This window comes from Halorubrum salinum (assembly GCF_024494575.1).
In the GTDB taxonomy this organism is placed as follows: Archaea; Halobacteriota; Halobacteria; order Halobacteriales; family Haloferacaceae; genus Halorubrum; species Halorubrum salinum.
The window spans coordinates 24703-45228 of record NZ_JANHDO010000003.1 but is presented as its reverse complement, the minus strand read 5'-3'; the positions used below and the strand labels follow the sequence as shown (position 1 = coordinate 45228).

At 67.4% G+C, this 20526-nt stretch carries 17 protein-coding genes and 1 tRNA gene; 7 read left to right on the top strand and 11 right to left on the bottom strand.

Going from position 1 to position 20526, the window contains the following annotated elements; translation table 11 throughout:
- Positions 1-7 precede the first annotated feature (7 nt).
- From NO930_RS08820 to NO930_RS08795, 6 genes are all read right to left on the bottom strand, one after another.
- Positions 8-934, bottom strand: coding sequence for an amino acid ABC transporter permease (locus NO930_RS08820; protein WP_256403188.1), 927 nt, complete (start codon positions 932-934; stop codon positions 8-10).
- Positions 934-1686: an amino acid ABC transporter ATP-binding protein gene (locus tag NO930_RS08815; RefSeq protein WP_256403187.1), complete on the bottom strand. Its 753-nt coding sequence runs from the start codon at positions 1684-1686 to the stop codon at positions 934-936. Before NO930_RS08815 ends, NO930_RS08820 begins: the two co-directional genes overlap by 1 nt.
- The gene (locus NO930_RS08810; protein WP_256403186.1) at positions 1683-2519 is read right to left on the bottom strand and encodes an amino acid ABC transporter permease; all 837 of its coding nucleotides are present in this window, start codon (positions 2517-2519) and stop codon (positions 1683-1685) included. The genes NO930_RS08815 and NO930_RS08810 overlap by 4 nt, the downstream gene beginning before the upstream one ends.
- 1 nt (position 2520) lies before the next feature.
- Positions 2521-3318: a basic amino acid ABC transporter substrate-binding protein gene (locus tag NO930_RS08805; RefSeq protein ID WP_256403185.1), complete on the bottom strand. Its 798-nt coding sequence runs from the start codon at positions 3316-3318 to the stop codon at positions 2521-2523.
- 154 nt (positions 3319-3472) lie between these two features.
- Entirely contained in the window at positions 3473-4309 is an 837-nt protein-coding gene (locus tag NO930_RS08800; protein ID WP_137783908.1) for a COX15/CtaA family protein, read from the bottom strand.
- A gap of 199 nt (positions 4310-4508) precedes the next feature.
- Positions 4509-4964 (bottom strand): DUF5814 domain-containing protein, encoded by a 456-nt coding sequence (locus NO930_RS08795; RefSeq protein ID WP_049982009.1) that lies wholly within the window; start codon positions 4962-4964, stop codon positions 4509-4511.
- A 168-nt stretch (positions 4965-5132) separates the two neighbouring features.
- Between NO930_RS08795 and NO930_RS08790 the strand changes: the two genes are divergently transcribed.
- Positions 5133-5205, top strand: a tRNA-His gene (locus tag NO930_RS08790).
- 160 nt (positions 5206-5365) lie between these two features.
- On the opposite strand, the gene NO930_RS08785 is transcribed toward NO930_RS08790, so the two are convergent.
- Positions 5366-5503, bottom strand: a complete 138-nt coding sequence (locus NO930_RS08785) for a hypothetical protein (RefSeq protein WP_256403183.1) — start codon at positions 5501-5503, stop codon at positions 5366-5368.
- A 116-nt stretch (positions 5504-5619) separates the two neighbouring features.
- Positions 5620-7344, bottom strand: coding sequence for a sensor histidine kinase (locus NO930_RS08780; RefSeq protein WP_256403182.1), 1725 nt, complete (start codon positions 7342-7344; stop codon positions 5620-5622).
- A gap of 124 nt (positions 7345-7468) precedes the next feature.
- Here NO930_RS08780 and NO930_RS08775 point away from each other — a divergent pair, with 124 nt between their 5' ends.
- Positions 7469-8491, top strand: coding sequence for a DUF7972 family membrane protein (locus tag NO930_RS08775; RefSeq protein WP_137784442.1), 1023 nt, complete (start codon positions 7469-7471; stop codon positions 8489-8491).
- A gap of 43 nt (positions 8492-8534) precedes the next feature.
- Here the strand turns inward: NO930_RS08775 and NO930_RS08770 are convergent, their stop codons facing one another.
- Positions 8535-9761 (bottom strand): MFS transporter, encoded by a 1227-nt coding sequence (locus NO930_RS08770; RefSeq protein ID WP_256403181.1) that lies wholly within the window; start codon positions 9759-9761, stop codon positions 8535-8537.
- Between the two features lie 447 nt (positions 9762-10208).
- On the opposite strand from NO930_RS08770, the gene NO930_RS08765 reads away from it, so the two are divergent.
- Together NO930_RS08765 and NO930_RS08760 are read left to right on the top strand one after the other, a co-directional pair.
- The gene (locus NO930_RS08765; protein ID WP_256403180.1) at positions 10209-11867 is read left to right on the top strand and encodes a COG1361 S-layer family protein; all 1659 of its coding nucleotides are present in this window, start codon (positions 10209-10211) and stop codon (positions 11865-11867) included.
- The gene (locus NO930_RS08760) at positions 11868-14213 is read left to right on the top strand and encodes an efflux RND transporter permease subunit (RefSeq protein WP_256403179.1); all 2346 of its coding nucleotides are present in this window, start codon (positions 11868-11870) and stop codon (positions 14211-14213) included.
- A 253-nt stretch (positions 14214-14466) separates the two neighbouring features.
- Here the strand turns inward: NO930_RS08760 and NO930_RS08755 are convergent, their stop codons facing one another.
- On the bottom strand, positions 14467-16146 hold the full coding sequence (locus NO930_RS08755) for a Na+/H+ antiporter NhaC family protein (RefSeq protein ID WP_256403178.1): 1680 nt from the start codon (positions 16144-16146) through the stop codon (positions 14467-14469).
- Positions 16147-16246: 100 nt separating this feature from the next.
- On the opposite strand from NO930_RS08755, the gene asd reads away from it, so the two are divergent.
- Positions 16247-17290, top strand: coding sequence for an aspartate-semialdehyde dehydrogenase (gene asd, locus NO930_RS08750; RefSeq protein WP_137784684.1), 1044 nt, complete (start codon positions 16247-16249; stop codon positions 17288-17290).
- 36 nt (positions 17291-17326) lie between these two features.
- Here asd and NO930_RS08745 read toward each other — a convergent pair whose 3' ends face one another.
- A complete protein-coding gene (locus NO930_RS08745; protein WP_256403177.1) occupies positions 17327-18340 on the bottom strand; it encodes a lysylphosphatidylglycerol synthase transmembrane domain-containing protein in 1014 nt (337 codons plus the stop codon).
- A gap of 111 nt (positions 18341-18451) precedes the next feature.
- On the opposite strand from NO930_RS08745, the gene NO930_RS08740 reads away from it, so the two are divergent.
- The gene (locus tag NO930_RS08740) at positions 18452-19327 is read left to right on the top strand and encodes a hypothetical protein (RefSeq protein WP_256403176.1); all 876 of its coding nucleotides are present in this window, start codon (positions 18452-18454) and stop codon (positions 19325-19327) included.
- 73 nt (positions 19328-19400) lie between these two features.
- Entirely contained in the window at positions 19401-20405 is a 1005-nt protein-coding gene (locus tag NO930_RS08735; RefSeq protein WP_137784312.1) for a glycosyltransferase family 4 protein, read from the top strand.
- The last annotated feature ends 121 nt before the right edge of the window (positions 20406-20526 follow it).

The window sequence follows — 20526 nt, the reverse complement described above, 5'->3', positions numbered from 1 at the left end:
AGAGGAGTCACCGCTCCCGAGCGGCCCCGAGTCCGGGGATCGCGACGCGGTCGTCGACGCGCTCCATCAGTTTCGAGGCCGTGATCACGAGGGCGAGATACATCGCGCCGGTCACGACGAAGATGAGCGTGTACCGAAACGTCTCGGAGGCGACCTGGTCGGCACGGTAGTAGAGCTCCGGGACCGTGATGAACGCCGCGAGCGACGAGTACTTGATCAGGTAGACGAACTCGTTCGTCCAGGAAGGGATGGCGTACCGCAGCGCCTGCGGGAGCACGACGTGATAGATGGACTCAACCTTCGAGAGGCCGATCGCCCGTCCCGCGGTGATCTGTCCCTCGTCGACGCTCTCGACCGCGCCGCGGATGTACTCCGCCTGATACGCGGCCCCGTTGAGAGTGAACCCGAGGATGGCGACCCAGACGACGTCGCGCGGGAACACGCCCGAGAGCGCGCCGGGAACGTATCGACCGAGGTTCAGTCCGTAGTACAGCACGAACAGCTGGGCGAGAAGCGGCGTGCCACGCAGTAGCTCCGTGTACGCGAGCGAGAGCCACGCCGAGAACCGACCGTACACGCGGGCCACCGCCAGGGGGACGGCGAGGAAGAAACCGACGACGAGGCTCACGCCGGTGATGACGACCGTGAGCCACGTGCCCTGCGCGAGGTTCGGCGTGAGTTGGACGACGAAGGCGGCGTCGCTCGCGTACGTCGCGAGCGCTGGGAGCGAGGCGAGTGCCCCCTCGACGAGCCCCGGCGCGACGAGCGGATCGCCGACGGGGACGACGACGCCGCCCAGCCACCGGTTGACCCAGCTGACGAGGAGCCAGCCCCAGAACAGCACGCCGGCCGCGACGAGGAGGAGCCGACCGGCCGAGACGTCCGCGTCGCTCACGCGCTCTCGAACCGTCGTGGGTCTCGTCGCGCCCGCCATCAGTCGTGACTCGCGATCCGTTCGAGGAAGCGGCCGGTCCGCTCTTTTTCGGGCCGTTCGAACAGCTGGTCCGGGGGTCCGCGTTCGACCACGCGGCCGTCGTCGAGAAACACGATCTCGTCTGCGACCTCGCGGGCGAAGCTCATCTCGTGGGTGACGACGAGCATCGTCATTCCCTCGTCGACGAGCCCGTGCATCACCTCTAGCACCTCGCCGATGAGTTCGGGGTCGAGGGCGCTCGTCGGCTCGTCGAAGAGCATCAGTTTCGGTTCCATCGCCAGCGCGCGGGCGATCCCCACGCGCTGTTGTTGTCCGCCGGACAGCTCCGCCGGGTACGAATCGAGTTGATCCCCGAGTCCGACGCGTTCCAGTTGCGCCTCCGCGCGCTCGCGTGCCTCGCGTTCGGAGAGCCCGAGCACGCGCCGCGGGCCGAGCGCGACGTTGCCGACCGCGGACAGATGCGCGAACAGGTTGAACCCCTGAAACACCATCCCGACTTCGCGTCGGAGGTCGTCGACGTCGAGGTCGGGCGACAGCACCTCCTCGCCGTCGAGGAGGATCGATCCCTCTTGGGCCTCGGCGAGCCGGTTGACACAGCGAAGCATCGTCGACTTCCCGGAGCCGGACGGACCGATGAGAACGGTCACGTCACCGCGACTCATTTCGAAGGACACGTCGTGGAGCACCTGCTCGTCGCCGTACCACTTCGAGACGTCGGACACGCGGAGGAACCCGTCGTCGGAGTCACTCACGTCGACTCACCCTCCGGGATCGCGTAGCGAGTGCCGAGGTAATCGAGCGCGCGGTTCGTCGTGAACGTGAGGACGAAGTAGATTGCACTGATGAACAGGATGACTTCGAGCACTGCAGTCGTTCGCTCCGAGAACAGGTCGTACCCCCGAGTCAGTAGCTCCGCGAGCCCGATCGCGAAGACGATGCTCGTGTCCTTCAACACGATCGTGAACTCGTTTTGAAAGCCCGGGATCGACCGCCGAAGCGCCTGCGGGACGACGACGTAGCGGATCGCTTCGAACCGCGAGAGGCCGACAGAGCGACCCGCCTCGAGTTGACCGTCGTCGACGCTCGCGAGCGTCGCTCGGAAGATCTGTGACTGGTAGGCGGCGCTTCGCAGTCCGAGCCCTAAGATGCCGGCGACGACCGGCGGTGACAGCGAGGCGACGCCGAAGTTGATCTGCGGGACGCCGACGACGAAGTACATCACGATCAGGATGACGACGATAGGGGTCCCGCGGAGGACGACCCCGACGGTGCCGACGGCTCGCTTGAGAAGCCCGTCGCCGTACACCTCGACCGCGCCCGCGGGGAAGCCGAGGGCGAACCCGAACAGGATCGACGCGACCGTGAGCCCTATCGTCAACAGGACGCCGACGCCGAGGTAGTCGGCGTTGTCGAGGACGAACCACCAGTCCGCGGGCTCGCCGATGAACCACCAGTCTGCGGTCCCGACGACGAGTCCGGACGCGACGGCGGCAACGTCGGACGCCGCGACCGACGGAGCGCCTCCCGACGCGAGAGCACCGAGGCTGTCGACCGCGGCGGGCGCGAGCGTCCCCAAGGCGGACATCCTATTCCTGACCGAACCAGGTGTTGGTTATCTCTTGGTACGTCCCGTCGTCGCGGACCGTCGCGAGCCCGTCGTTGAGCGCGGACTGGAACTCCGATTCGCCCTGCCGGAGTCCGAAGCCGAACTGTTCGCCGGTCTCTTCGACGAAGGCGATGGTCACGTCGCGGTTGGCCGCGAACGTCTCTGCGACGGGGTTGTCGACGACGACCGCGTCGACGTTCTCGTTCACGAGGTCCTCGACTGCGAACACGTAGCTGTCGTACGTGGAGTAGTCCTCGTCGGCGATGATACCGGGATCGACGAGGTTCGACTGGACCTGATCTGCGCCGGTCGTCCCCGACTGTGCACCGACGCGGACGCCCTCGAAGTCAGCCCACGCACCCGGCTGGAAGTCGCCGCCCTCGCGCACGAGGATCGCCTGATCCGACTCCCAGTACGGGTCGGAAAAGGCGATCGTCTCCTGCCGGTCCTCGGTGATCGTCATCGCGGCGGCGATCACGTCTATCTCCTCGTTTTGCGTGAGCGCGGGGATGAGCGAGTCGAACTCGAAGGTCGCCCACTCGCCGAGCTCGTAGTCGGTCTCGGCGACGACGGCCTCAAGCAGGTCGATGTCGAATCCGATCAGTTCGCCGTCTTCGCGCATCTCGAACGGCGGGAACCCGGGAGCGGTACCGGGCGTGATCGTCGTGGTGTTCTCGCCGAGACAGCCGGCGACGCCGGTCAGCCCGACGGCGCCCGCGCCACCGGTGAGTTTCAGGTACGTCCGACGGCTCACGTCGGTTTCCGTGCGGTATGACATACCGAGAGGAAGTGCCGGGACTGATTTCAACCTTTCCTCCTCGAACCGGACGTGCGGCCGTCAACGGGCGTTTTCATCGATCGATCCCCACAGTCTCGGTGGGGCCGTAGCGATCAGTCGGTGGCCATCGGTCGGTCGAAACGGCTGCAGGCGGTCAGTCGCCGCCGACCGGTGTCGCCCGCCGCTCCGTGCCGTCTGCACCGCGGACCACCCACGCTGCGCCGACGGCACACACGAGCGCGAGGCCGAGCGCGACGAGGTTGATCTGCTGCCAGACGCGGGTGTACAACACGAGATCGCGACCGAGGAGCAGCGTCCCGACGAGCGCGGCCATCGACCCCGCGGCGAACGCGCGTACGGCCCGGGCCGTCGAGCGGTCGATCCCGGCGTACCCGCCGCGGACCGCCTCGGTCGTGTACGCGATCGTCGCGACCAGCCCGAGGTGTCCGGCGAGCCCGGTGATGTAAAATCCCGCCTGCGCGCCCGGCGAGTAGGTGACGAAGGGGACCGCCCGCGAGAACACCGCGCTGGCGACGATGCCGGCGACGGCGATGGTGGTGGCTATCCGAAGGAGTCGCGGTCCGCCGCGACCGCCTCCCCAGATCGTCGCCAGCGCGAGCAGGGTGAAGATACAGAGAGCGACCGTGAGGTGCGCGGCGTGCGTCGAGACGGTGTAGCCGCCGGGAACGAGCCCGCCGACGGTGACGGTGATAGCACCGACCGTGATCTGTAGCGGGAGAATCGCCACCGCGAGGGTCGCGGCCAGTTTCGTTCGGCGGTCGAAGGAACCGAGCCACGTCCAGCCGGCGACGCCGACGATGAGGAACCCGGTCACCATCGCCCACACGCGGTGGAACCACTCGATGAAGTCGGGGTTGATCGTGAGGGTGGGGATGAGCTGGTCGGAACAGAGCGGCCACTGGGCCTGACACGCCAGTCCGGACCCCGTCGCCGCGGTGTAAACCCCGAGCGAGAACAACACGAGGGTCATTCCCGTCGTCGCCGCCGCGTATCGCCTGAACGAGAGCCACGCGGGCCGAAGACTCATTGTCCGTACTCCGGCTCGCGCGTACTTAGACCGTTCGACCGATCCGCGTCGCCGGGAACAGAAGACAGACCGGTTTTATGCGTGACGTGAGGCGAGCGAGTTCCGGAAAAGGACCGAACCGACACGGTCAGCCGCGGTGAGTTCAGCCCGACAGCTCCCGTTTCGCGCGCCGTGCCCGCTCGGACATCTCTTCGTTGCCCTCGACGTCGGCGAGGGTCTCTATCGCCTCCAAGTTGCGAACCGAGTCATCGAGAAACGAGAGCACGTCGCCGGTGTACGCGTACACCATGTAGTCGTCGGTCATCACGTCGACGATCGCCTGCGGACCGAGTCCCTCGGCGCGGAGTTCGAGCACGTACCGCATGAACTTCTCTTCGGGGCAGCCGCAGTACGGGTTGGCGTCGCAGTCGCAATCGAGGAAGTCCTCGGCGAAATCGAGGATGCGGTCTCGCGTCGTCGAGTCGAGCTTCGAGAGGCCGTCGCCGCTATAGAGGATGTCGAGCGTCGCGCCCGCGAACGCGCCCTTCGGGATGCTCGTCTCCAGCTGCGAGGCGAGCTGCCGGTGATTCTTCACGTATATCTTGTCGGTAAACGCCACGAGTCACACGAGCCTACGCCGTGGCGCGGCAAAAGCGGTGCGGTCGGGGATCTCACGAGCGCGCGACCGAGAGACGCTCTCTTGCCGCACAGCCTGAGCGAACCGATGGCACGGACTGCCGCGAGTCGTAACGGTTATCAGTCGAAACGGGGTACGTGCGAGTGCGTGTCCGGGTTAGGGTAGTGGACTATCCTTCAGCCTTGTGGAGGCTGAGACGCGGGTTCGATTCTCGCACCCGGACCTTCTGAGGAACGTAGTGACGAAGAGAGACGGGAGACGAGAGTGACACTCGAGACGAGCGCAGCGAGTCTCGCTCGGGTTCGATCCTCGCATTCGGGCCTCCTACGGAGCGGAGTGAAAAAACGGAGAACGGAAACGCTGCGAGTCAGCCGGGGGCGATATCACGCACCGAGCAACCGGGCGGCGATCCCGATGAGCGTGAGAAGCCCACCGAGGACGAACGTTCCCGGCAGTGGGAGGACGAACACGAGCACGCCGACGGCGATAAGCATCGTCGAGAGCCGCATTCTGAGTCGCATTCACGACGCCGGACCAATAACGGTTGTGCCGAACGCCGCCGATTGGCGCGGACGCGGGGCGGTTGAGGCGGCGGTGTGTCGGTCGGGGATCGCGCTACGGCCGTGAGAACCGATCGCTACTGACTCGACGACGCCTCGTCCGGGCGAGCGTCCTCCGAGGTTCGCGGGCCGTCCCGCGTCGTCTCCGCGAGCGGGAGTTCGACGACGAACACCGCTCCGCGGGGGTCGTTGTCTTCGACCCACACGTCGCCGCCGAACTGATCCGCGAGCACGTAGACGAGGTACAGGCCGACCCCGGACCCGGCGCTGTCTATCCCCCGCTCGCCTTTTCCGAATATCGCGGTCTTCGACTCGTCCGGGACCCCCGGACCGTTGTCCGCGACGCGGACGCGGACGCCGGCGTCGTCCGTCTCGCACGCGACCGTCACTCGCGGCGTGTCGCTGTCGTTGTGCTGTACGGCGTTGTTCAAGAGGTTGCGGAACACCGACGACAGCATCTCGTTCGCCCGGACCGTGACCTGCGACGAGTCGTCGCGCAGCCGAAACTCGGCGTCGGGGTACGAGTCCCGGGCCGCCTGGACCTCGTCTTCGATCAGCTCCCGCAGGTCGACCGGTTTGATCTCGGGGAGCGCGTCGCCCGTGAGCGAATCGACGAAGTCCCGTGCGGTCTCGGTGAGTTCGATGACGTGATCGGACTTTCGCAACACGCGGTCGAGCGCGTCCCGCCCTTCGTCGTCGACGTGATCGCGGAGGGTCTCCGACCAGCCGCGTATCACGGCCATGTCGTTGCGGATGTCGTGTCTGACCACGCGGTTCAGCGCTTCGAGCTGCTCGGTGCGCTCTTCGAGCCGAAGCCGATACCGCTCTCTGTCGGTGACGTCGTCGATCGTGAGTAGCTCGCCGGCCGTCGCGCCGCCGGAGGTAAACGCGTTCCGCGAGACCTCGTAGAAACGTCGAAGGTCGTCTGAACCACCCAGATCGACTTCTATCACGTCGTCTCCGCCGCGGTCGATCGCGAGGTGCGGAAGGACGGTGTCGAAGGGCTTCCCGACCGACCCCTCGAGCGACGGGAACAGGAGCCGAGCGGCGCGGTTGTAGTCGCGGATGCGGCCCGCCTGATCCAAGAACACGGCCGCGTCGTCGCTCTCGGCGGCGAACTGGATCGCCTCGAAGCGACGGAAGTAGACGAACAGCGTTCCGAGCGCGAAAAGCGCCACGCCCGGCGGCTCGTACAACAGGGGGAGCAGCCACGGGAGTTCGCCGCCGACGAGGGTGGCGACGGTCGGAACGGCGGTCATGCCTGCGAGCACGACGAGCGGCCGGCTGTCGGCGCCGGTGTAGTAGAACTGTTCGAGGAGCATGTAGAACCCGACCGCGACGATCGCGTACGAGACGCCGAGAACGACCCAGTAGAGAAGCTCGTGGCGGATCGCGAGGTGAGGGAACGGCTCGGTGGTCCACGCGGCCGTGAAATAGAGGTTGTGGAGCGGGTTCGTGACCTTCAGGGCGCTCGTCGCGAAGAACACGCCGGCCACGGCCCACCGGTGTGGTGCCCGTCGCGGCGAGCGGCCGGTGTACGCGGCACAGAAGTAGAGCCACGCGCCGACGGCGAGGAGCGCCGCGACGAAGCCCGCGATGTAGAACGCGACCTTCAGCCGCTCGCCGGGCACGAGGAGGTATCCGACGTACCCGCCGGCCCACGCCGTGACGGCGAGGAGGAGTCCGACGAGACCTTCCCGCGTCTCTCGGTCCCGGACGCGCTGTGCGCGCGGAAGGGCCGCGACGCAGGCGAGCGCCGAACCGGCGAATACGGAGACGTGTGCGAGAAAGACCGTGTTCATCGTTCGACGGGTGCGACTCACGGCCGCGTCTGATAACGGTTCGGGTGTCGACTCCCGACGACGACGCCACGTCCCTTCGGAGCCGACCGCAGTCTTTTGACCGCCACCGGTCGTCATAGGAAACATGACAGAGAACGGGGGGTCCGACGGCGGCACAGCGGACACGATGCGCGACCGCGCCGACGAGAGCGGAGTGAAACTCTGGCTCCTGTTGCGCGCGAATCGGCTGCTCGTCACCGGTGTCGTGACCGTGGGTCTGTTCGTCGCGTTCGTCGTCGGTGCGGCGGCGCTCTCCCCGGCGCTCGCGGAGAAGGTCGGGTCGAGCGACGTGATAGAGACGATGTTCTCGGCGATGATCACGGCGATCGTCACGGGTACCACGCTCGTCGTCACGATCGGACAGCTCGTGTTGACCCAAGAGAACGGCCCGCTCGGTGACCAGAGGGATCGGATGGCCGGCGCGATGGAGGTGCGCGAGTCCGTGGCCGCGCTCACCGGCAACCCGAGCCCGACGGATCCCGCCGAGTTCCTCGATGCGATCCTCGGCGTCGCAGCGGACAGATCGGAGCGACTCCGCACCTCGGTCTCGGTGGCCGAACGCCCCGACGCGGTCGGTGACGACCTCGCGGAGCTCGGTCAGCGGGTCGCCGGCAACGCCGACACCGTACGGGAGCAGCTCGACGGCGCGCGGTTCGGCTCGTTCGACGTGGTGTTCGCCGCGCTGGATTTCAACTACGGGCGGAAGATACACCGAGTAGACCGGCTCGAAGCCGATCACGGAGATAGCCTCACGGAGGCGGAGCGCGACGCGCTCGGGGACCTCAGGGAGTCGCTGTCGCTTTTCGGACCGGCCCGCGAACACGTCAAGACGCTGTACTTTCAGTGGGCGCTCATCGACCTGTCGCGGCTGATCCTCTACGCCGCCGTGCCGGCGCTTCTCGTCGCCGGACTCATGCTCGCCGTCGTCGACAGCGGGACGGTTCCCGGCAGTACGCTGGGAGTCGAGCACGTCACCGTCGCGGTCGCCGGTGCCTTCGCGGTCACGCTGGTGCCGTTCGTGCTGTTCGTCGCGTACCTGCTCAGGATACTCACGCTCGCGAAACGGACGCTCGCGATCGGACCGCTGGTCCTCCGAGACGGGCAGTGATCGGGCGAGCGCGGCCGGAGTGACGACCCTAAACGCGTGCGGATCAGGCGAGAGCGCGACCGACGCGCTCGAAGACGACGGCCCACGCACTGGTCGCGAGCGCGACGACACCGAGAGCGAGGAAGGCGGCGTCGAACCGCCCCGCGTCCGCCAAGACGCCGACCGCCGGCGGTCCGAGCGCACCGAACGCGATGTACCCGGTCCGGAGCAGGCCGAACCCGCTTCCCTGGATCTCCGGTGGGAGCGACGCGAGACCGGCCGCGTTGACCGGCGGCATCGCACCGAGGAGGAAGCTCAACAGGACGGTGACTCCGACCAGCGCCGCGAACGTCTCGACGACGGTCAAGAGCACGAATCCGGGGACGCTGAGGCCGATGAACACCACGATCGCGACGCGGTTTCCGCGCCGGTCGGCCACGATTCCGGAGAGGAACTGCACGCCGATCGCGGCCGCGAAGAACAGGCTGTACAGCGTCGCCGCCGAGCCGGGGTCGACACCCTTCTGCGTGACGAGGTACGTCGGCAGGAATCCGGTCACGCTCTGGTACAGGAACATGTTGAGAGAAAGCAGCGCCGTGACGGCCACCACCGGCGGTCTGCGCACCGACGCCGCGACCTTCCGCATCGTCTCTCGGAAGGGCTCGTCGCCGGTCGCCGTCGACGCCCGCCGGGGCAGGGCGATCCACAGGCCGATCGCGCACGCCAACAGTACGGGCAGGAGGAAGCCGAAGCCCCACCGCCAGCCGAGGTAGACGCTCACGAACCCGGCGCTCGCCGAGAGGACGACGTTCCCGACGTTGCCGGCGGCCTGGTTCACGCTGATCGCGGTCGTCCGCATCCGGTCGAAAAGCGCCGAGATCACCGTGAGGCGGGTCGTCCCGAACAGCCCCGTGCCGAGGCCGAGGAGCACCGTCGCCAACACGAACGTCTCGACGGTCGAGGAGAGCACGATCACGCCGACCGCACCGGCAGAGAGGAGGATGCTGCCGGTGAGCACGAGGCGCTCGCCGACGACGTCCGCGATCGCGCCGCCCGGGAACTGTAACAGCGCGTACGTCGTCCAGAGGAGCCCGACGAACGCGCCGGTCGTGGCGTTGCTGACGCCGAACTCAGCGGTCACCTGCGGTAGCAACGCCGGGTACACGATCCGAACGCCGAGGGTGAGGAACCAGCCGAGCGACACGACGAGGAGGATCGACACCGGTCCGTCTTCTCTGATATCAGACAGTGTTCGGATCAGAAGCGATCCCGGCCGAGACAGCGCTCCCATCACTCGGCCCGACTCCAGATAGCCGTCTAAATGTTTGCGTCCCGGTAAGGCCGGGCGGCGGCGTGCGACGACGGACGGCTAGCAGAAAGTATTTTGCTATAGCCACAATATCGTTTCGAGAGCCCGGACCGGCAGAGCGATAGCTCAGATCGCGTCCGTCGACGGCGGCGTCCGTTCGGACTTCACCTTCGGATCGCGGAGAACAGACGCGATCGAGAGGTCCAGCGAGGCGACACGTAGGTGCACTGGAGTCGATTGAACGGCAGAATGAGGTGTTTTACGGCGTTTACCAAGGGACCGGCTCCGCGAACCGGAGACTGTGTCCGTCATCACAACGGGATGCCTCGATGTCGAATGGTGAACCAGATATCCCCTTCGCTGGAGGGTGCGTCACCGGCCGTCAGATCCGAACGCTTATGAGATAGTATTGTATAATTTGCACACAAAATGAACGACAGGCTGGGTGAGACGCTGCGGAAGGCAGCGGTCGTCGGAGTCGCGTTGCTGCTCGTCGGATCGATGGGAATCGGGATCTCGGGGACGGCCGCGGAGCGGTTTAGCGAGGAGTCGGTGCCGGAACTCGACGCGACCGTCGCCGGGACCAACACGGTGACGCCGGGTGAGACCACGACGCTGACGCTCGCGATCCAGAACCGCCACGACGGGGTCACCGACTCCGATCGGGCGATCGAGGACGTCTCGCGGGTCGTGCAGGCGCACGGCGTCCAGATCGGGGCCGCAACCGGGACGACCGTCACGTACGACGACGAGGGGCTCCCGCTCGACGTGAAGATGGGGACACAGAGCGTCGGAACGGTGCGAACCGGCAGTGCCACGCGGGTCCCTCTCACTATCGAAGTCGACGAGTCTGCCGAGCCGGGGACCTACACCGTGCCGATGGACCTCGAGTTCTCGTACATCCGCGACATCTTCGTCGACCGGGACGACTACACCGTCAATCGGAACACCGGGACTGAGGAGACGAGCGTCACGATCCGCGTCGAGCCGGACGGCCGGCTGGCGGTCGTCGACGTCCGCGGCGACGGACTCTACGAGAACGCCGAGGGCGACGTGGCGGTGACCGTGCGCAACGCCGGCAGCGAAGCGATGTCCGACGCGACGCTCTCTCTCGTCGGGTCGACGCACTTCGAACCGCAGAGCAACGAGGTCGCTCTCGGCACCGTCGCGCCCGGCGACACGCGGAACGCCACCTTCCAGACCGTCGTCCGCGGCGTCGAGTCCGCCGGGTCGTACGCCGTCGGGTTCCGCGCCGCATACGAGGATGCGAACGGACAGCCGAGCGAGTCCGCGGTCCGATACGGGAGCGTCGGCGTGGCACAGGGACCGCAGTACGACGTGTCGGTCGAATCGCGCTCGCTCTACGTCGATTCGACCGGGGCGGCGCGCGTTACGGTGACGAACACGGGCGACGTGGCCGCGACGAACGCACGCGTGTTCGCCGAGCCCGACCGACCGTTCGCGCCGCTGTCTAACGGCGGGCAACTCGGGACGCTCGAACCCGGCGAGTCGGCGACCACCAGCGTCAAGATGGAGGTGTCCGACCGCGCGCTCGCGCAGTCGTACGCGCTCCCGGTAGTCGTCGCCCACGACGACGACTACGGGAACACCGTCCGCAGCGACCCGCTGACCGCGGACGTCTCGGTCGGCCCCGAGCGGCAGTTCACCGTGGTCGACACCGCGCGGATCGAAGCGGGCGCGACGGAGCGGATCGAGATGACCGTCGAGAACACGGGCGAGAGCGCCTTCGAGGACGCGGTCGTTCGGATCAACGCCGACTCGCCGTTCGAGACCGACGACGACACGGCGTACGTCGGCGAGCTATCACCGGGCGAGCGGGCGACCGTCTCGTACACGGTCACCGCAGACGAGGCGGCGACGCCGAAGGCGTACACCCTCGACGCGACGATCAAGTACGACAATCCGTTCGACGAGACGGTCGTCTCCGACGTCCGGCCGGCCACGGTCGAGGTGACGGAGCCGAGCGGCCCCTCGACGCCGCTCGTCCTGACGGCGGTCGGCGTGCCGGTGCTTCTCGGAGCCGGGATCGTGTTCAAGCGCGACCGACTGCGCCAGTACCTCGGGTAAATGAACGCCGGAGAGCGGATCCAAGACGGGTTAGAACACGCGGGCCGGTACGCCGCGCGAAATCAGGTCAAGACGATCGCCGTCGTGCTCGTGACGGCGCTCATCGCCGTCGGCGTCGGGGTCGCGGGGATCCAGATGAGCATGGGGATGACCCTCTATATCGAGGACGACTCCCAGACGGCGACCGACTGGGAGACGCTCAAAGAGGACTTCGAGACGGGCAACAACGTGTTCGTCATCGTCGAGTCCGGCGAGCTTCACGACCCCGAGACGATCCGAGCGATCGACAGGCTCGATAGACGATACGCCGAGAACATCGACGAGACGACCACGGTCACCTCGCTGGCGGACGTCGTCCGTCAGGGGAACGGGGGCGAGCTACCGCGGACGGAAGCGGAGGTCGAACGAGCGATCGACAGGGTGCGCCAGCAGGGGCCGGAATCTGCCGCGATGGTCGACCGGCTCGAACCCGAGCCCGGCACGACGATCATCCTCGCGAGCTACGGCGACGTCGACACGTTCGACAGGGGGGCGTTCCTCCCGCAGCGGGACTCCGACATCATCTACGACAGGGTGCGAACGGAGACCGGTCTCGCGCCGTTGCCGCCCGGTGTGACGACGACCATCACCGGACAGCCCGTCTTCGAGAACGCCGCGTTCGGACTCATGTTGCCCGAGATGATCACGCTGTTCGCCGGGGCGTTCGCGCTCATCTTCACCGTGGTCTACCTGGTGATGCGCGCGAAGGTGGAGCGGGGGTGGCACGTATTCCTCCCGCTTGGAACCGCCATGGTCGCGCTGGCGTATATGGTCGGTGCGATGGGCGTGTTCGGGTTCGACTTCAACGCGATCATGCTCGGAGTCATGCCCATCGCGCTCGGCCTAGGGATCGACTACGGACTGCAGATCCACTCGCGGTACGTCGAGGAGCGCGAGGCCGGGTGCTCGCCGGAGACCGCCGCGGCGGTCGCGACGCGGACCACCGGTCGCGCGCTGCTCATCGCGATGGGCGCGACCGTGATCGGACTGGGGTCGCTTCTGGTGTCCAGCGTGCCCCCCGTCCGACAGTTCGGGATCACGAGCGCGACCGCCGTGTTGGCGTCGATGGCGCTGTCGGTCACGCTCCTCCCCGCGCTTCTCGTCCGATTCGACGGCGACGGGTACACACAGAGAGACCCGACCGACACGACCCCGGCGTCGACCGACTGGCTGGAGACCGGGACGGAGCGGTTCACCAGCGTCGTCACCGGCGGGCGACCGCTCGTGACCCTGTTCGTCGCGCTCCTTCTGGTCACCGGCGGTGCCTACGCGTATCCGCAGGTGGAGCCGAATCAGGAGATGATGGACTTCTGGCCGCAGGACCTCGACGCGAAAAACGACATGGACCGGCTGTCCGACACCGTCGACAGCCCGAAGGTGATGTACGTCAGCGTCAGCTCCGAGACGGCGTACTCGCCGGAGACGTTCCGCGAACTGGCCAGGTATCAGCGACTCATGCTGGCGAACGACCGGGTGAACGCGGTACAGAGTCCGGTGTTGGCCGTCCAAATGGCGAACGGCGGCTCGATTCCGGAGACGGAAGGACGGCTCGACGAGACGCTGGCACGGCAGACGGGGTCGGGGATGATGAGCGTCCGCGATCCGGCCCAGACGCCGTCACGGGTGCTCTTGACCTTCTACGTCGAGGACGTGGAAGGCGAGGAGGTCCGGACGCTCATCGACGAGTTCGAGGGGAACGCCGACCTCGCGTTGACGGGTGCGAACGACGTCCGCGTCACCGGGAAGCCGGTGCTCAATCGGAACGTGATCGAGAACGTCACGGCGGGGCTGACGCCGATGACGGTCATCTCGTTCACGCTCGGGTTCGTGTTCCTCGCGTTCGCGTTCCGGTCGGTCCGCGTGTCCGCGATCATCGTCGTCAGCGTCGCCGGCAGCGCGGCGCTCCTCGTCGCCGGAGGGATGTACGTGCTCTCGGTCCCGTGGAACCCGCTCACGATCACGATGTCGTCGCTCACGCTCGGGATCGGCGTGACCTACGGGATCCACATCTACGAGCGGTTCGTCTTCGAGACGGAGACGCACGGGCGGCCGCCGATCGGGGCCGCGGCGACGTCGGTCGCCAAGCTCTCCCGACCGATCATCGGGTCGAGTTTCACCACGATCTTCGGGTTCGGGATCCTCGTCGCCTCGCGGTTCCCCGTGCTCGCGAACTTCGGGGTGACGACCGTGCTGGCGATCGGGCTGTCGCTCGCGACCGCGTTCGGTATCCTCCCCGCCGTGTTGACCCTCGCGTCGCCTGCCTCCGAGGACGGCGGGACAACCGAGGCGACGCCGGCGGCTGACTGACACGAACAGTGTGTCGCCCGCGACACTAACGTCCGGTCTCATCTCCGGCGGCGTGCCGCGTCGACCGGGAAACCCTCGTGGCGGGCGGTCGCCTGCGCGGCGACGGGCGAGTCGCGTGTGCGACCATAATGTCGCGCGCCTGGGTTCTCCGCGCGGTCATCGCTCCCATCGGGGAGTACTCGGGCGGGGACTTGAGGGCGCGCACACGACGGTAGGCCCCGGCCGAACTTAACTGGCCCGTCCCGGATCCGGCTCAGTCCTCCTGTTCGGTTCCGGCGACGACCACCGCGTCGCCGTCGTCGCTTTGGGCCTCGCGGACCGACACCGGGTCGATCCCGCGACGAGCGGCGTCGACCTCCGAGAGAAGGTACACGAGGCCAACGAGCAACACCGCACCGAGCGGGAGCAGCGCGAGCGGCGTCACTCGCGTGGTTCCCCAGATCACGAGAAGCAGCACGACGACGGCGGCGACGGTGACGGCGTAGTAGATCTGCGTCCGGACGTGGTCGATCAGGTCGGCACCGGTGAACGTCGCGGAGAGAACGGTCGTATCGGAGATCGGTGAGCTGTGGTCGCCGAAGATCGCCCCGGAGAAGATGACGCCGACCATCGCGGCGACGAGCGTGTGTCCCGCGGCACCGCCGCCGCTTATCTCCCACGCGATCGGGATCGCGATGGGGGTGACGATACCCATCGTTCCCCACGACGTGCCGGTCGAGAAGGCGATGAGTCCCGCGACGACGAACACCAGCGCGGGCAACAGCGCGGGGGACACGGACCCGACCGCCATCGTCGCCACGTAGTCGCCCGTCCCGAGCGCGTCGATCGCCTCGCCGATCCCCCACGCGAGCGAGAGGATGGCGGCCGCGGTGAGCATGATTCCGAACCCGTCGATCGTGTACTCCGTCGCGTCGCCGACGCCGAAGACGTCGTACGCCTTCCCGAGCGCGAACCCGCTCGCGACCATCGCGAACGAGCCGATCATGAGCGCCACCTCGTAAGAGGCGTTAAGCGCCGCGTCCCAGAGCCGGCCGCCCGCCGGGCCGAACTCGCCGACTGCGAGGTCGCCGGCGAACCCGACCGGCGAGAACTCTCCCGACCACAGCGCAGTTGTGACCGTGACTGCGATGAGGACCGCGACGGGGACGAAGAAGTTGACCAGTCGGGGCGTCGACGCCGGCGGCTCGCCGAGTTCGCCGGCGACGTCCTGCATCGGCACCGCCTCGTCGCGGGTGACCTTTCCCGCGGTCCACGAGCGGTGTTCGGCGGTCAGCATCTCGCCGTAGTCGCGACCCGTGCCGACGATCACGAGCACCATCACGATCGCCAAGATAGCGTACATGTTGAACGGGATCGAGGAGACGAACACCTCGAAGGTGCCGGGGCGGTTGGCGGCGGCGACGCCCGCGGACTCGTACCCCTCCCCGATCAGCGAGAGCTGGAAGGCGACCCACGAGGAGATGCCGAGCGTGGCCACCGGTGCCGCCGTGGAGTCGACGACGTACGACAGCTTCTCGCGGGAGATCCGGAGGCGGTCTGAGACGTCTTTCATCGCCGAGCCCACGATGGCGGTGTTCGCGTAGTCGTCGAAAAAGAGGACGACGCCGAGCCCCCACGCGACGAGTCCGGCCTTCCGCTGGCTGTCCAGACGCGCCAGCGCCCACTCCCGGACCGCGGCCGTACCTCCGAGGTTCCACACCATCGCGACGCCGGAGCCGAGCAGCAGCGTGAACACGAGGATGGTGGCTTGGAACTCGTCGGAGATCGCGGCGACGATCCACTCGAACGTCTGGACGATCCCGAGCCCGCCGGTGACGATCACCGCGCCCGACCAGATGCCGAGAAACAGCGACAACACGGCCTTTCGCGTGAGAATCGCCAATACGATCGCGAGCACGGGCGGAGCGATCGACAGCGCGCCGAAGTCGGTCATACCGCATAACTCGTGAGAGCGTATTTAATTCCTCTCAGCGAGCGGGCGGAATCGGCGCGTATCCGAACGCACTTACGTCCCTGTGACTGACCCCCGTGCAATGTCTGTACGAGTCGGTATCCTCGGTGCCACCGGTGCTGTGGGACAGCGGTTCATCCAGTTGCTCGACGACCACCCGACGTTCGACCTCGCCGCGGTCACCGCGAGCGCGGAGAGCGCGGGCAAGACCTACCGCGAAGCCGCGAAGTGGCGCGTGAACACGCCCATTCCGGACGACGTGGCCGAGATGGAGGTCGCGGAGACGAGCCCGGCCGGCGTCGCCGACGCCGACGTCGACCTGCTCTTCTCGTCGCTCCCCTCGGGCGTCGCGAGCGAGGTCGAACCGGCGTTCCTAGAGGAGGGGTACGTCGTCTCGTCGAACTCCTCGAACGACCGAATGGCCGACGACGTCCCGCTCACTATCCCCGAGATCAACCCCGACCACCTCGACCTGATCGAGGTCCAGCGCGACGAGCGTGGCTGGGACGGGGCCCTGGTGAAGAACCCGAACTGCTCGACCATCACGATGGTCCCGACGCTCGCGGCGATCGACGAGTTCGGCCTCGAAAGCGTGCACGTCTCGACCCTGCAGGCGGTCTCCGGCGCGGGCTACTCCGGCGTCACCTCGATGGAGATCATCGACAACGCCATCCCGCACATCGGCGGCGAAGAAGAGAAGATGGAGACGGAATCGCGGAAGCTGCTCGGGGAATTCGACGGCGCGGCGGTGCACCTCCACGACGCCGACGTCGCCGCCTCGTGTAACCGGATCCCGACGCTCGACGGCCACTTAGAGAACGTCTTCGCGGAGTTCACGGAGGACCCGTCGGCCGCCGACCTGCGCGGCGCGATGGAGGCGTTCGAGAGCGCGGACCTACCGAGTTCGCCGGACCAACTCATCAAGGTGTTCGGCGACGACGAGCCGGAGCGTCCGCAGCCGCGGCTCGACCGGACGTACGCCGACGGGATGGGAATCGTCGCCGGCGGGGTCCAGACGACCGACGACGGCGCGAAGTACAACTGTCTCGCGCACAACACGATCCGCGGCGCGGCCGGTGCCTCCCTGTTGAACGGCGAACTGCTCGTCGAGGAAGGGTACGTCTAGCGGCCCGGGTCACGCGGCGACCGTCTTCGCTCCCGACTACCGCATCGCTCGAACGCCGAGCGCCGAGGCCGACACGCCGCCGATAGCGACGGGCATCCAGTAGACCGCCCCGCGGAACACGAGCACGGCTGCGGTGACCGTCGACGCGGGAACGCCGGTCGTGGGGACGAGCAGCGCGACGAACGCGGCTTCGATCCCGCCGAGACCGCCGGGAAGCGGCGTGGCGCCCGCGACGTACGCCAAGGGAACGACGAAGAGCGGAATGGCCGGCGATACCTGGTGGCCGACCGCCGCGAACGCGACCGTGAGCGCCGCCGCCTGAAAGACCCAGCCCGAGAGCGAGAGCCCCACGGCCGCCGCGAGCCGGCCCGGGCTGGTGCCGACGCGCTCGATGTCCTCGAAGAAGTTCCGGAGCCGCTCCGTGAGTCGGGCTTCGAGCGCGTCGGGATCGAACCGGTCCAGCCGACCGAGCAGTCCGGCGACGCCGGCGGGCAGGCGGGCGACCACCCGTCGGCGGAACCGCCACGCGAGTCCGATGACGGTGACGATGGCGGTGATGAGTCCGACGGCGACCGCGACGGCGACGCTCAGTCGCTCGCCGACGGCGGTCGTCGTCGCGTAGTACCCGACGCCGAGGAAGACGAGCGAGATGGACGGGACCACGTTGAGCACGTCGACGCTCGCGATCCCTACCAACCCCGTCTCGTAGCGCGAGCCGGACACGCGCGAGATGAGCGCCGCCGCGACCGGCTCGCCGCCGGCCTGTCCGAACGGCGTGACGTTGTTGGCGAACACCGCGCCGGCGTACACGAGGAACGCGGTGAAAACCGACATCGAGACGTCGAGAGAGCCGAGCACGGTCCGGAGCATGATGCTCCACGCGAGCAGCCAGCAGAGCGCGAGGCCGAACGAGGCGACGACCAGACGACGGTCGGCGGCGACGAGCTGATCGACGACGCGGCCGGCTCCCACGACGACGAAGAGCACCGCGAGTATCCCGAGGGCCGCGAGTCCCCCGAGTAGCAGCCCGCGCCGCGGGTTCCGGTCCATGACCATCCTGTGATGGTGTCGGACTTGAAACGTCTGGTCGCGGCCGGAAAATCGGGGTGAGATCAGTACCAATAAGAATACAACCGTCGGCCGGATACGGGCGCACGACCTATGGAAGACCAGCGGTTCCTCGAGTCGGAGTGGGATTACTGTCTGGTCCTCGACGCGTGTCGATACGACGTGTTCGAGGACGTGTACGACGAGTACCTCGACGGCGACTTGGAGAAGCGCTGGAGCGTCGGCTCGTCGACGCCCGAGTGGGCCTACCGGACGTTCACGGGCGACCACGACATCGCCTACTTCTCCGGAAACCCCTTCATCAACGACCTGGGGATCCCGCTGAACGAACTGAAGTGGGGCGCGAGTTGTGACTACGAGTGGACCGCCTCGGAGCACATCAGCGACATCCACGACGTCTGGAAGACCGGCTGGGACGAGGACCTCGGCACGGTCCCGCCCGACGGCCTCGCAGAGGCGTTTCACGACAATCAGGCGGCCGTCGAGGCCGCAGACCGAACCGTCCTCCACTACATGCAGCCGCACGCGCCGTACCTCTCGCGCGGGAAGGGACAGAAGCTCAAACAGATCCAGAAGGGGATCAAACGGCAGGAAGAAGAGGCGGCGAGCGGCGACGGCGCGGGCGACGACTCCGACGACGGCCTGCTCTCGTCGCTCAGCGACTCGATCCGCCCGAAGATCGAGAGCCGGCTGGACGACAGCGAGTTCGCCCAGAAGGCCGGCCTGTGGCTGGAGCTCGATCCCGCCGACCTCGTGAAAGATGGCACCCGCGTCACTGCGCTTCGTCTCTACGAGGAGAACCTCCGGATCGCGCTCGAATCCGTGGCCGAACTCGTCGAGGAGCTCGACGGCACCGTCGTCGTGACGGCCGATCACGGCGAGGCGTTCGGCGAGGAGGGAGTCTGGGAGCACCACATCGAGACGCACATCCCGCCGCTGATGGAGGTCCCGTGGCTGGAAGTCGAGTGACCGGAGGTGACTGGGACGGCCGCACGATCGGCCGTGCCGCTGCGACGGCCGCGAGAACGGCCGTGACGCCGCGATGAGAGTCAGCCACTACTTCGAGTTCGAAGATCGGATCACGGGCGGCATCGCGGAGTCCGTCGCCCACCAGCGGACGATGCTCGACCGCGTCGGCATCGACTATACCACGGAGCCGACGCTCGACGTCGACGTGCTCCACTGCAACCTGATGGGCCCTCGGTCGCTGTGGTACGCGAGGCGCGCGCGCGACCGCGGCGTGCCGGTGGTCGCGCACACGCACGTCACCGCCGAGGACTTCGGGGACAGCTTCCGGTTTACCAACGCGCTCGCGAAGCCGCTCAAACCGTATCTCAGCCGCGCGTACGGACTCGCGGACGCGCTCGTCTGTCCATCCGAGTACAACGAGAACGTGATCGCCGACTACACCGACGCGCCGACGACCGTGATCTCGAACGGCGTCGACCGGGGGAAGCTCGACGGGTTCGAGTCGCTGGAAGCGGAGTACCGCGATCGATACGACCTCGACCCGCCGACCGTGTTTCTGGTGGGCCACGTGATCAAACGGAAGGGATTGGAGACGTTCGTCGACCTCGCCCGCGAACTCCCCGACATCGACTTCGCGTGGTTCGGTCCCCTCGACCTGTCGTTGAAGGGGCGTGAGACCACGCGGCTCATAGAGGAGTCGCCGGAGAACTGCACGTTCACCGGGTACGTCGACGACGTTCGCGGAGCGTTCGCCGCGGGCGACGTGTTCTTGTTCCCCACCCACGAGGAGAACGAGGGGATCGCGCTGTTGGAGGCGATGACCGCCGGGAAGGCCGTCGTCGTCCGCGACATCGAGACGTTCGAGTGGCTCGACGACGGCGAGGACTGCCTGAAGGTCTCCGCGGCCGGGGCGGACGCAGCGGGCGAGATCGACGCGTTCGCCGACGCCCTCCGCAGGCTCCGCGACCCCGACCTCCGCGAGCGGCTGGGGTCGAACGCGGCCGCCCGCAGCGAGGCGTTCTCGCTCGATTCGATCGCCGAGCGGTACCGGTCGCTGTACGAACGAGTGACGCAGTAGCGGGGCGATCGACGCAGTAGCGATGCGATCGACGCAGTAGCGATGCGATCGACGCAGTAGCGAGGCGATCGACGGATAGTCGCGTCCGTACCGCGGGAGTCGGGGGTTCGCGAAAACCGCA

Bases quoted from the DNA above. Each gene is read 5' to 3' on its own strand.
- NO930_RS08820 (WP_256403188.1), bottom strand. From the start codon at position 934: ATGGCGGGCGCGACGAGACCCACGACGGTTCGAGAGCGCGTGAGCGAC.
- NO930_RS08810 (WP_256403186.1), bottom strand. From the start codon at position 2,519: ATGTCCGCCTTGGGGACGCTCGCGCCCGCCGCGGTCGACAGCCTCGGT.
- NO930_RS08805 (WP_256403185.1), bottom strand. From the start codon at position 3,318: ATGTCATACCGCACGGAAACCGACGTGAGCCGTCGGACGTACCTGAAA.
- NO930_RS08800 (WP_137783908.1), bottom strand. From the start codon at position 4,309: ATGACCCTCGTGTTGTTCTCGCTCGGGGTTTACACCGCGGCGACGGGG.
- NO930_RS08785 (WP_256403183.1), bottom strand. From the start codon at position 5,503: ATGCGACTCAGAATGCGGCTCTCGACGATGCTTATCGCCGTCGGCGTG.
- NO930_RS08780 (WP_256403182.1), bottom strand. From the start codon at position 7,344: ATGAACACGGTCTTTCTCGCACACGTCTCCGTATTCGCCGGTTCGGCG.
- NO930_RS08775 (WP_137784442.1), top strand. From the start codon at position 7,469: ATGACAGAGAACGGGGGGTCCGACGGCGGCACAGCGGACACGATGCGC.
- NO930_RS08770 (WP_256403181.1), bottom strand. From the start codon at position 9,761: ATGGGAGCGCTGTCTCGGCCGGGATCGCTTCTGATCCGAACACTGTCT.
- NO930_RS08765 (WP_256403180.1), top strand. From the start codon at position 10,209: ATGAACGACAGGCTGGGTGAGACGCTGCGGAAGGCAGCGGTCGTCGGA.
- NO930_RS08760 (WP_256403179.1), top strand. From the start codon at position 11,868: ATGAACGCCGGAGAGCGGATCCAAGACGGGTTAGAACACGCGGGCCGG.
- NO930_RS08755 (WP_256403178.1), bottom strand. From the start codon at position 16,146: ATGACCGACTTCGGCGCGCTGTCGATCGCTCCGCCCGTGCTCGCGATC.
- asd (WP_137784684.1), top strand. From the start codon at position 16,247: ATGTCTGTACGAGTCGGTATCCTCGGTGCCACCGGTGCTGTGGGACAG.
- NO930_RS08745 (WP_256403177.1), bottom strand. From the start codon at position 18,340: ATGGACCGGAACCCGCGGCGCGGGCTGCTACTCGGGGGACTCGCGGCC.
- NO930_RS08740 (WP_256403176.1), top strand. From the start codon at position 18,452: ATGGAAGACCAGCGGTTCCTCGAGTCGGAGTGGGATTACTGTCTGGTC.
- NO930_RS08735 (WP_137784312.1), top strand. From the start codon at position 19,401: ATGAGAGTCAGCCACTACTTCGAGTTCGAAGATCGGATCACGGGCGGC.